We start from the raw sequence: 11,650 nt of genomic DNA, 5'->3' as shown, positions 1-11,650 counted from the left end.
CAATTAAACATCAACTTATTAAACGAAACAAACTATGACTTTAAAAAATATTTTAGCAAAGCTGCCTTACAGTAAACCTTTTCTTTTTGTAGATGAGCTATTGCAAGTCGATGAAAACGGAATAACCGGAACGTATACTTTTAATGAAGATCTTGATTTTTATAAAGGTCATTTTAAAGATAATCCTGTAACTCCGGGCGTAATTTTAACTGAGACTATGGCTCAGATTGGTATGGTTTGCCTGGGAATCTATTTACTGGGAGAAAAATTTAGTAAGGATACAGTAATTGCTTTTACATCTGCAGATATGCAATTTTTAAAACCGGTTTATCCTAACGAAAAAGTAACGGTTACGTCTCAAAAATCTTTTTTTAGATTTGGTAAATTAAAGTGTGATGTAATTATGACAAACGAAGCCGGACAAGAAGTCTGCAAAGGCATTTTGGCGGGTATGATTACCACAAAACTATGAACAAAAGAGTTGTAATAACAGGTCTGGGTGTAGCAGCTCCAAACGGGGTTGGAATTCCTGCGTTTACACATTCCTTAAAAAATGGTATTTCGGGAATTCGGCACGATGCACAATTGCAGGAATTGCAATTCTCTTGTCAGATCGCAGGTCAGCCACAAATTTCAGAGGAATTAAAATCAGCGTATTTTACAGAACTTGAATTGCGGGGGTTTAACAGTACGGGTATTTTATACGGCGTAATTGCCGGAATAGAAGCTTGGAAAAATGCCGGATTATCAACTGAAGTTAATGAAGATCCTGATTGGGACAGCGGAACAATTTTTGGATCCGGAACATCAGGAATTGATAAGTTTCGCGAAAGTATTTATAAAATAGACGAATTACAAGTTCGAAGACTTGGCAGTACCGTAGTGGCACAAACGATGAACAGTGGCATTAGCGCTTATCTTGGCGGTAAATTAGGACTTGGCAATCAGGTCACAACCAATTCCTCTGCTTGTGCAACAGGAACAGAAGCTATTATGATGGCCTATGACCGCATACAATCCGGACAGGCAAAACGAATACTGGCAGGAAGTACTGGCGATAGCGGTCCGTATATTTGGGCTGGATTTGATGCTTTGCGTGTGTGCAGTTCTAAATATAATGAAGATCCGGAAAGCGGTTCCCGTCCCATGAGTGCTTCGGCAGCAGGATTTGTACCCGGTAGTGGCGCAGGAGCATTAGTAATAGAAGATTTAGATACTGCCATAGAAAGAGGCGCAACCATTTATGCCGAAATACTGGGAGGTAATGTAAACTCCGGAGGACAGCGCGGCACCGGAAGCATGACTGCTCCTAACAGCAAAGCTGTACAAGAATGCATTATGAGCGCATTGAGAAATGCAGGTATTGCAGCAAATGATATTGATGCCATAAACGGTCATCTTACAGCAACGACAAAAGACAGTCTGGAAATAGAAAACTGGACGAAAGCATTAAATCGAAAAGGGGATAATTTTCCGTACATTAATTCCTTAAAAAGTATGACCGGGCATTGTCTTAGTGCCGCCGGAAGCATAGAAAGCGTAGCTACCGTTTTGCAGCTTCATGAAGGTTTTTTATTTGGTAACCTGAATTGCGAAGATCTGAATCCGGAAATTACAACACTAATTGATTCTTCGAAAGTTCCGTTAAAAACAATAAACACGAATCTAAATATAATTGCTAAAGCCAGCTTTGGTTTTGGTGATGTAAATGCCTGTATTATCTTTAAAAAATTTAAAAACTAATTATGAATAAAGACGAACTTATTGCGAAACTAAAAGTTATTATCAAGCCCTATACTACCAATACAGAGGCTTTTGATAATCTAACAGAAAATACTGATTTCATAAACGATCTTAGTATAAATTCAGCCAATCTGGTTGATATTGTACTGGATATCGAAGAAGCATTTGATATTGTTATTGATAATACTGATATGGAACGAATGCTGGATGTAAAAACTGCAGTAGAAATTATCGAAACAAAGCTTGCCGAAAAATGATAGGCAATGATGTTATAGATATCGTGCAATCCCGCAAGGAAAGCAATTGGCAACGCAAAGGTCTTGCGCAAAAACTCTTTACCATTGACGAACAGTTGCTTATAACACATGATCCGGAACCGGAGATGATGTTATGGATACTTTGGAGCATGAAAGAAGCTGCCTATAAAATCTATAACAGACAAACAAAAATTAGGGAATATATCCCTAAAAAATTAGCCTGTACAATTGGCTCAAAAGAGCCTAATTATTGTACAGGAAAAGTTATTTGTGAGCAAAATATCTATTACACAAAAACTATTATTACTCCCGATGTTTTGCATACTATTGCGGTTACTTGTCCGGACAATTTGAACAATGTAATTGAGATCGTGAGAAAAGATATTGTAAAAGACAGTAACGGAATACCTTATCTGTCCCATTCTACATCGAATATACTTCAGGATGTTTCTATCAGTCATCACGGGCGTTATGAAAAAGTGGTTACGCTTAGTTATAAATAATAAGCAGGAAAGAGCCTTTCAATAAAGTAATTTTGAGCTTCTCACGAAAACAGTATAGGCAAATTTTACTGATCTTTGTACTGTAAACAAGTAGTGATGAAAGAAACATTTTTACATACCGACCAACTTCCCGGAATCGTCTATTCTTATTATGAAACACAAAAGGTTATTGGCGAACAGTTTATTATCGAACATGGATTATCGTATATTATTTCCGGAAATCTAAAAGTTACAGACGCGGGACAAACAAGATTTTTTGGTGCAGGTGATTTACTTTTTTACAGAAAAAATTTTCTTTCAAAGTTCACCAAGATTCCCAACGAAAAAGAACCGTTCAAATCAATTGCAATTATTTTTGACAGGGATACTTTGCAGAAATTCAGTCAGCAATATCATGTTGTCTATGATAAACCTTATCTCTTAAAAGAGGCAGTTTTGCAACTGAAAGAGAATGCTTTACTTAAAAATTTCTACGATACGCTACTTACCTATTTCGATTCGAAAATTCCGGAGCACTTAATTGCATTAAAAAAACAAGAAGCTTTACTCCTGTTGCTCGAAATAAATCCTGATTTAAAAAATATCCTTTTCGATTTTAATCAGCCCGGAAAAATAGATCTGGAAGCTTTTATGCAACAAAACTTTAAGTTTAATATTGACTTAAAAAAACTGGCTTTTTTAACCGGTAGAAGTCTGGCTACTTTTAAGAGAGATTTTGAAAAAATCTTTCAGATGTCACCCAATCGCTGGTTACAGAAAAGACGCCTCGAAGAAGCTCATTATCTTATCAAAGAAAAAAAGAAACGCCCTTCTGACGTGTATCACGAGGTGGGATTTGAAAGTATTTCTCATTTTTCTTATTCCTTTAAAAAACTATTTGGCGTTAATCCATCTGCAATTTGACGCTGTTTACTTTGAAATAATCTAATAAACATAAATACTCTTACTATGAAAAAAGTAATCTTTGTTACCGGAGCTTCCTCCGGTCTGGGAAAAGCTACGTCTTTATTTTTTGCTCAACAAGGCTGGAATGTTATTGCTACTATGCGAAATCCTGAAAAAGAAACCGAACTAAAAAACCTTTCAAATGTTTTTGTAACACGACTTGACGTGTCTGATTTGCCATCTATTACAACAGCAATTAGTGAGGGAATAGAGAAATTTGGACATATTGACGCGTTGATTAATAATGCCGGTTATGGACAGCAAGGCTTGTTTGAAGCTATTTCGGCAGAGAAAATCCGTGAACAGTTTGAGGTAAATGTATTTGGCTTAATGGATGTTACGCGTGCTATTTTACCTCATTTCAGAAACCGAAAACAAGGTACGATTGTAAATGTTACTTCTGGTGTAGGACGCATAACGGTTCCTTTGGTTTCTGTATATGCTGCTTCAAAATTTGCTATAGAAGGTTTCTCTGAATCACTTTCTTATGAACTGGAATCCCAAAACATCAAAGTCAAAATTATAGAGCCTGGATATGTGCCAACCTCTTTCCACGAAAGGGCTGCTACTGATTTTGCTTTCGATCCGGCTTTAGAAGATTACAAACCTTTTCAGGATGAAATGAATTCATTATTCTCCTCTTTTGAAAACGAAAATATTGCCACGCCTTCTGATGTTGCTAAAATTATTTATGGCGCCGTAACGGATCAAAGTCATACTTTGCGCTACATTGCAGGACCGGATTTAGAACCTATGATTGCTTTAAGAAACAGCAAATCAGATCAGGAATATATGAAAATTTTCAGAAATCAATTTATGCCTGAATATTTTAAATAAAAATGCAAATGGTTCTAAAAATAACATCACATATCTTGTCAAATTCAATTTCTAATAATTCAGGACCTTTCCAGTATATGTAACAGAAATTTGAAGAGCAGTAAATATAATGAAAGAATAAAAATATAAAAGCAGCAAAGCTAAAACCCTTACGTCTTAATAATCAAACGTTTTACTGGTTTTGCTTTAAATTTTAGATTTTTTTTGAAAAAAAACTTGACTTTACACCCAACCTTTTCCAATAATTGCTCTCTTAGAGATAAAGGAGAAGTTACAAACGGGACATTTCATTGCCATTTTATTTCTATTGCGAAATAGAAACATAAAATTAGAATGGCTGTATTGGTTTTGTACTTTTTTTAAAAAATTAACTTCCAATGAATAAATTACAATAAAAAATCAAAAGAAGTTAGTAAATATAATCGCTCATTTTTGATGCGAATTCGATTAATAATCTTTAAATTTATGTTTTAAAATCTTATTTTATGAAAAATTACGTACTACTATTCGTTTCTGTTTTAGCATTATCTTTTAATTCCTGTACAACGATGAAAGACAAAACAAGCTCTGCTGATCTTTATAATACAACTTGGGAACTGGAATATATTACCGGACCACGTATTGCTTTTGAAGGTTTATTTCCTGATAAAAAACCGTTTATTAAGTTTGATGAAGCGACTAAACAAGTCTCTGGAAATGCTGGTTGCAATGGTTATAGTGCTCCATTTACAGTAAAAGGAAAATCCCTTACTTTTGGAGAACAAGGTCCTGCAACTTTAATGTATTGCGAAGGTGGCGGAGAACAGGTTTTTACAAAAACTATTAAAGATATTGATAGTTACTCTATTGATAAAGACGGAAAATTGAATTTGATCATGAAGGACATCCCAATGATGAGATTCAAAAAAGTAATTAAATAATTATGATTGCTTTACATCAAGACAATTAAAAAAACAGAATCCCTCAATTTCAAATGTTGAGGGATTTTTTTTGGATTGTTGTTTCTTAAAAACATAAAAAAGGTTCCTGACAAAAAAGATCGCCAGAAACCTCCAATAAAAAAACAAAAAATATTTTTTTAAATTCTACTTTTTAGAAACTATAACCAAGTGCTAAATTGAACCTTGAACCGTTTCCTCTGGTATAATTAGCATTAGTGCCATAAAACTGAGATGTTGTGGTATAATAATCTGTATTAAAAAGATTTTCGATTCCTAGTTTTACCCTGATCTGTTCTGTAACTCTGTAAGCCGTAGCTACATTCCATAAATTAAATGATTTTATTGGTCCTTCACCAATTGCATAAGCTCCTTTGGCATTAGGTTGAAAAACGTCACGATCACCAACCATCATCCAGTACAATTCTACATTTAATCTCTTATCGCCATATTTTGCATAACCTGTTACTTTAGACGGCGGGATTCTGTTTGATTTTAGATAAATATCTGTTGGTCCGTAAAAATGTCCGTCAGAATCTTTGTCACCCCTACCCTGTACATAAGCATAATTTCCTCCCACTGTCAATTGTTTTATAATCTGATAATCTGCCTGAACTTCATAACCCCAAACTCTTTCCGGTAAACGTTCAGCTACTAAATAACCATCGACCTGAACCAGATTCGTTCCTAGTTTTGAAGTACTGAAATAATACGCAGCATTCAAATTGAATTTCCCTAACTGACTGCTAAAACCTCCTTCATAATTATTAACGATGATAGGCTTTGTCTGTAGTTTTGATATCGCATCTTCTTTAGCATTCGTGAGTACACGCCCCAGATCAAATACAGAAAAAGACTGAGAAAAACTCACGAAAGGATTGAAGAATTTAAATTTTGAATATCTAAGGCCCGTATTAAAAACAAAGGCATCATAAGTAAGATCTCCTCCTTTGACAGCAATACTTCCTGCTCCGTTTGCACCTGTTGCCAATGTGTTATAATCATCAATATTGATTTTAATATTTTCTGCACGTAATCCTGCTTTTACATTAAAATCACCAAAAATTTGTGTCGATATTTGTGCATAAGGCGCTAAATTGACCATATTGATATTAGGTACCCAAACACGTCCGTCAACCAGTTTTTGATTGGTTTTATCATTAAGTAAATCAAATCCATAAGTTACATCTCCTGTAAAATTGGAAGAAACTGTAAAAGGAGAATTCAAGTAAACTCTCAAACCTTTTTTAGCAGATGCCGTTTGAGATTGTCCGCTTCCGTAGAAAAAGGCAGAGTTAGAAAATATCGTCAGGAAATCCTGAAAATACAAATTAGCCGTTAATGATGTACTCCTAAAAATCTGCTTGTTTACATATTGAAGATTTGCATTGTGATTGTAACGTGTTCCTTCGTCTACTCCTGGTCTGTTCCCGAGAACACCAATTGCCGGACTTACGCCGTAAACACCATTTTTTAGGATAAAATCAGAATCCTGATTGGAACTAAAATAATTGTACATTAATTCAATTCTTTGCTTGTCAGTTAGATTATAACCTGCCTTAGTAAAAATATTATACGTTTTAGTTTCTCCCAAACCATATTCAGGAGATATAACCTGTCCTTCACCATCTCTAAATACGCCTGTCTTTTCGTAAGTTCCGGCTACCATATAATTGAATTTATTGATTTTTCCGTAAAACTGTTGGTTAAACCTGTATCCTGCCGTACTATCTCCTTTTATATTTCCTGTAGTTCCGGCTTCACTGTACCCGGCAAATCTCTTTTGAGTTTTACCCGATTTCGTAATGTAATTAATCAATCCACCATCGGCTCCATTACCATATATAGCTGTTGCTCCCTTGATAACCTCAATACGCTCAATTACAGAAGGATCAATAGAACGCATTTCTCGTCCGGCTGATTTCAATGGCGTTGACTGCGGAATTCCGTCGATTAATACAAGTGGATTTCTACCTCTTAGGGTTTGCCCGTAATTCCCTGTATTATTGGTTGCTGATCCTAAACCCGGAACCGCAAAAGCCACGATGTTTGCAATGTTTGGACTCACAATAGATAAATCTTCGATATCCTTAGCATTGATAACCGTAACAGAAGATGGTGTTTTTGATAGCGTTTCTACCTTTCTGCTGGCTGAAACAATAATTTCGTCAAGCTGAGAACCGCTTTTTTCTGAAATTTCATTGTTTTGTGCCTCATCCGTTTTCCCTGAAAACTTCAATTGAAGATTAACAATAGTCTTTTCATTATTTACAACCGTAATTTGTTGTTCGATTGTTTCATAACCTGCTAAAGAAACCTGTATCGTATAAATATTTTCTGCAACATTATTCAATCTAAAACTGCCGTCATTAGTTGCAGTTGTTTTATACTTTGAGTTTTTAAGAGTAATGATTGCTCCCGAAGCCGATTTTCCGTTGGAAGTTGTTATTTCTCCTTTTATTTTTCCGCCGGTTTGTTGTGCAAAAGATAAAAAGACTGAAAATAGAAGGCAAATAATAAGTAAAAACTTAGATGTTCTTAAATTAAGATTGTTCATTGATTTTGGTATTTGGTTAGGTTTAGTTTTTATTTAGAATAAATAAAAACAGCGCAAAAGTAAATATTAATAATCGTTTACGCAGTACTATTTCTGCTTATTCTGTTAATTTTTTATGCAACAAAAAATTAATTAATTAAAAATCAATTACTTAGAACATATACGAGTGACTCTAAATTTCGCAATGCAATAGTTATTACTTATTATTACAAAAAATAATAGGTAACGTTTCATTATTATTCTCTTTTCTTCTTTCCTATCCCATCCAATAGCATCACTTTAACTGTCTTTAAATCATAATTATTTTTCTAAAGATGCTGTAGAATTAGTCTAAATAAGTATAAATTTGTCGCTGAATTTTAGAATATAGAAATAGTATGAAGAAAGGATTAAAAAAAACTGTTGGTATGATCCACTTATGGCTGGGGCTTGGTTCTGGTTTAATTGTTTTTATTGCTGCATTAACAGGAAGTCTTTTAGTTTTTGAAAAGGAAATCGACACTGCCATACATCCTGAATTTTATAATGTTACAACTATAGGTACCACAAAAAAAACCATTGATTACTGTACGGATATACTACAGAAACACTATGATATAAAGAAAATAACGCGTATTTACACTTTTAATGATCCTGCGCGTACAATGCAAATCTTAGGGAAGGATACAAAGAAAAAAGCCCAATTTTTTTCTATTGATCCCTATACTGGAAAAGTTCTGGCAACAACACCTCAGGAAAAAAGATTTTTTGTTTTTCTTCTTTCTTTGCACAGACAACTATTGATGGTCGATGTTGGAAAAATTATTATGGGAACTTCCTGCCTGATCTTTGTATTCATGCTTATCTCAGGTATTGTTTTATGGTGGCCAAAAAAGATTAAAAACATGAAACAAAGATTAACTGTAAAATGGGGCGCTTCTTTTAAAAGGGTGAATTGGGATTTTCATTCGACTTTTGGTTTCTACAGCTTTTTAATTTTATTGATTATTTCCCTAACCGGATTATCCTTTGCTTTTTCCTGGTTTCAGGACGGAGTTTATTTTCTGGCTGACGGCACAACAAAGAGACCTTCTGCGAAAGTAAAAAATCCAACAAAAATAGATCCTAAACTAAACAATACGGCCTTTTATCAAAGCATTTACAATAAAGCAGACAGTATTTTTCCGTATACCGGAAACATTCAAATCAGGATGCCTGTTGATACAATCAATAGCATTTTGGTATTGAAAGAAAATTTAGAAAAAACAATTCCCAATCAATCCAGTGCTGCTTATTTTGATAAATATACGGCTAAGGAAATTGAAGCAAGACCTTACGAATCTTTTTCAAACGGAGATAAAATAAAACGTCTGAACTACCCTATTCATACCGGAAGCATTTATGGTTTACCAACCAAAATACTTGCTTTTTTAGTTTCTCTTTTTGCTTTGACATTACCTATTACGGGTTTATTAATCTGGTTAGGAAAGAAGAAAAAAACAGCTAAATAATAATATTACAGCAAACCCGACAAGTTTTTAAAACTTGTCGGGTTTAATATGTGAGAGAAAGAATCTCCACTTTTATATATTTGAATCAGACTATCCTTTCAGATCATTAAAATAAGCCGTAGTTTCTTCAATCAAAGAGTTCATTAATGCTACAGCTTTGGTATGCTTTAAAATAGGTGCAATTTGTCCACCCCAAAATAAGATCATATCCCATTTTTGCTGATCAAGAGCTGCTTTTCGCAATGGCGATATAAGCGTAGTTTGTAACGGAAAGGGAAGAATACTTTCTTCTTTACCTAAAATTTCTTCAGCTAATCTGCTCGTTAATCCTCGACCTAAACGTCCTGTGTACGCACGGGATAAAGTGGTGTATTTTGCGGCATCAGAGAATAACATTTGCCTGTGAATTGGTAAAGCATTCGATTCATCACAGGCTAAAAATGCGGTACCAATCTGGGCAGCGTCTGCTCCTAAAGCTAATGCTGCGGCAACACCTTTTCCGTTTGCAATTCCGCCTGCAGCGATAACAGGAATTTTTACTTTTTCACGAATAAGCTGTAATAATACAAAAGTTCCCGTTAAGGATGATTCGGCGGAAGCCAAAAATGAAGGCCGGTGTCCGCCAGCTTCAAAACCCGATGCAATAATCATATCTGCACCTGAATTTTCGAGAAAAATAGCCTCATCTAATGTAGTTGCTGCGCCAACGGTTATAATTCCTAACCTTTTACATTGTTCTAAAACATCTGCAGAAAGTGCCCCAAACATAAAACTGAATACTTTAGGTTTGACATCCAAAATTACTTCTAACTGATTCTCAAATCGGGATTGAAACGGAACCGGTTTTTCCGGTATCGGAATTCCAACTTCATCAAAATAAGGCTTATATAATGCTTTCGTGTTGTTGTATTGCTCGTCTGTAAGACCTGATTGTGGAATATCATGATCAGAAACCCATAGGTTGATATTATAAGGTTTATTGGTAGCAGCTTTTAATTGTTTGTCTGCATCAAAAATTTCCTGAGGAGACATTGTATAAGCTCCGTATCCGCCAAGTCCGCCTGCGTTTGATACCGCGGCAGTCAGTTCTACCGTTGATAAATTACCGCCAAATGGTCCCTGCATGATAGGATAATCAATGCCTAATAATTTTGTAGCTTTTGTATTGTACCACATTGCTATTTTATTTAAAGTTTAATTGCTTGTATCCGTCAGCATTTTATTGACGATAAGCCATTTTCCGTTAATCTTATGGAAAGATAAAAAATCCCGATAATTAAAATCGTACATTTTTACATTAATTTCGGCCATAGCAATCGAGTTCACTACAGAAATTTTCAGAATTTCCCCTTTGAAAGGTTTTCCTGAATCCCTGGGACTTTGCCTGTTCTTTACACCACTTAAATAAAGATCCACCGTTTTAAAATAAGGCTGGCCTTGTACGTCTCCAAAAAGTAAAGCGCCTTCATAAAAAATGCTCCCCAAACGTATTTCGTCTCCTTCGTAGATTCCTTTAAAATAATAATTATCTAATGCATCAGTAATAGCTGATACGTCTGCCTGATTTTCCATTTTGGTATTATTTTGAGCTTTTATGCCTTGTAAGGTACAAAGCATAAAAGCCATTAATAAAATATTTTTCAACTTAATTTAAATGATGCCCCGCTCCTTTACCGCCATCAACATTGATGATTGAACCGGTAATAAAGCTACTTTTTGCAACGGTATACACCATTTCGGCTACGTCATCGACCTCTCCTACTCTGTTTAAAAGATGTAATCCCGCACTTTGATCAGCATTAGCGCCGTGCATTGGCGTACGAATAACGCCTGGAGCAACAGTATTTACACGAATATTTTGTTTCCCGAATTCAGCTGCTAACTGAAGCGTCAAAGCATGAATTGCACCTTTACTGGCAATTGGTGCCGAAGCTGGCCAACCGCCTAATCCGTGGTTTACTATAGGTGTTCCAATATTAATTACAACTCCGTCTTGTTGCTTCAGCATTTGCGGAATCACTGATTGTGTAGTGAAATAAGTTCCTTTTAGGTTTGTTTTCAAAAATTTATCCAGATATGCTTCATCCACTTCCAGGAATGGTTTGCTTTCGAAGATACCGGCATTGTTAACCAATACATCTACAGAACCAAATTTGTCTAAAGCAATTTTTACCAATTGTTCGCCCGTTTCTTTATTGCTCACATCTCCGGCAAACATTGCCAGATTATTGCCCGCTCCCAATTCATTATAAGCACTTTCTAAAGAAGATGCTGTAAACGAGTTGATGATCACATTATCGCCTCTGTCCAGAAAATATTTCGAGATTCCTTTTCCTATCCCAGATGATGCTCCGGTAACAATTATAGTTTGTTTTTTCAT

The 11,650-nt window shown here is 35.2% G+C and carries 12 protein-coding genes; 8 read left to right on the top strand and 4 right to left on the bottom strand.

Translation table 11 applies throughout. From position 1 onward, the window contains the following. Positions 1 to 34: 34 nt before the first annotated feature. The 7 genes from NJT12_RS01870 (at position 35) to NJT12_RS01840 (ending at position 5,205) form a co-directional block, all read left to right on the top strand. The gene (locus NJT12_RS01870; protein WP_271334235.1) at positions 35 to 472 is read left to right on the top strand and encodes a 3-hydroxyacyl-ACP dehydratase FabZ family protein; all 438 of its coding nucleotides are present in this window, start codon (positions 35 to 37) and stop codon (positions 470 to 472) included. Next, a complete protein-coding gene (locus NJT12_RS01865; protein WP_271334234.1) occupies positions 469 to 1,743 on the top strand; it encodes a beta-ketoacyl-[acyl-carrier-protein] synthase family protein in 1,275 nt (424 codons plus the stop codon). The genes NJT12_RS01870 and NJT12_RS01865 overlap by 4 nt, the downstream gene beginning before the upstream one ends. 2 nt (positions 1,744 to 1,745) lie before the next feature. Beyond that, positions 1,746 to 2,000 carry an acyl carrier protein gene (locus NJT12_RS01860; protein WP_271334233.1) on the top strand — a complete coding sequence of 85 codons (255 nt, stop codon included), beginning with the start codon at positions 1,746 to 1,748 and terminating at the stop codon, positions 1,998 to 2,000. Next, positions 1,997 to 2,503 (top strand): 4'-phosphopantetheinyl transferase family protein, encoded by a 507-nt coding sequence (locus NJT12_RS01855; protein WP_271334232.1) that lies wholly within the window; start codon positions 1,997 to 1,999, stop codon positions 2,501 to 2,503. The genes NJT12_RS01860 and NJT12_RS01855 overlap by 4 nt, the downstream gene beginning before the upstream one ends. 96 nt (positions 2,504 to 2,599) lie before the next feature. Beyond that, positions 2,600 to 3,406: an AraC family transcriptional regulator gene (locus NJT12_RS01850; RefSeq protein ID WP_271334231.1), complete on the top strand. Its 807-nt coding sequence runs from the start codon at positions 2,600 to 2,602 to the stop codon at positions 3,404 to 3,406. A gap of 45 nt (positions 3,407 to 3,451) precedes the next feature. Then, positions 3,452 to 4,285 carry an SDR family oxidoreductase gene (locus NJT12_RS01845; protein WP_271334230.1) on the top strand — a complete coding sequence of 278 codons (834 nt, stop codon included), beginning with the start codon at positions 3,452 to 3,454 and terminating at the stop codon, positions 4,283 to 4,285. A gap of 485 nt (positions 4,286 to 4,770) precedes the next feature. Beyond that, positions 4,771 to 5,205, top strand: coding sequence for an META domain-containing protein (locus NJT12_RS01840; RefSeq protein ID WP_271334229.1), 435 nt, complete (start codon positions 4,771 to 4,773; stop codon positions 5,203 to 5,205). 172 nt (positions 5,206 to 5,377) lie between these two features. Here NJT12_RS01840 and NJT12_RS01835 read toward each other — a convergent pair whose 3' ends face one another. Next, positions 5,378 to 7,780 carry a TonB-dependent receptor gene (locus NJT12_RS01835; RefSeq protein ID WP_271334228.1) on the bottom strand — a complete coding sequence of 801 codons (2,403 nt, stop codon included), beginning with the start codon at positions 7,778 to 7,780 and terminating at the stop codon, positions 5,378 to 5,380. Positions 7,781 to 8,157: 377 nt separating this feature from the next. Between NJT12_RS01835 and NJT12_RS01830 the strand changes: the two genes are divergently transcribed. Further along, positions 8,158 to 9,270 (top strand): PepSY-associated TM helix domain-containing protein, encoded by a 1,113-nt coding sequence (locus NJT12_RS01830; protein WP_271334227.1) that lies wholly within the window; start codon positions 8,158 to 8,160, stop codon positions 9,268 to 9,270. Between the two features lie 90 nt (positions 9,271 to 9,360). Here the strand turns inward: NJT12_RS01830 and NJT12_RS01825 are convergent, their stop codons facing one another. Genes NJT12_RS01825 through NJT12_RS01815 form a run of 3 tightly spaced genes read right to left on the bottom strand, consistent with a single transcriptional unit; the run spans position 9,361 to position 11,650 of the window. Continuing rightward, the gene (locus tag NJT12_RS01825; protein WP_271334226.1) at positions 9,361 to 10,446 is read right to left on the bottom strand and encodes an NAD(P)H-dependent flavin oxidoreductase; all 1,086 of its coding nucleotides are present in this window, start codon (positions 10,444 to 10,446) and stop codon (positions 9,361 to 9,363) included. A gap of 18 nt (positions 10,447 to 10,464) precedes the next feature. Beyond that, positions 10,465 to 10,914 (bottom strand): nuclear transport factor 2 family protein, encoded by a 450-nt coding sequence (locus tag NJT12_RS01820; RefSeq protein WP_271334225.1) that lies wholly within the window; start codon positions 10,912 to 10,914, stop codon positions 10,465 to 10,467. Between the two features lies 1 nt (position 10,915). Continuing rightward, the gene (locus tag NJT12_RS01815) at positions 10,916 to 11,650 is read right to left on the bottom strand and encodes an SDR family NAD(P)-dependent oxidoreductase (RefSeq protein WP_271334224.1); all 735 of its coding nucleotides are present in this window, start codon (positions 11,648 to 11,650) and stop codon (positions 10,916 to 10,918) included.

It is taken from the genome of Flavobacterium azizsancarii, from assembly GCF_027980145.1.
Lineage (GTDB): Bacteria > Bacteroidota > Bacteroidia > Flavobacteriales > Flavobacteriaceae > Flavobacterium > Flavobacterium azizsancarii.
Note: the sequence above shows the minus strand (reverse complement) of the source record. Positions and strands in the feature narration are given on the sequence as shown.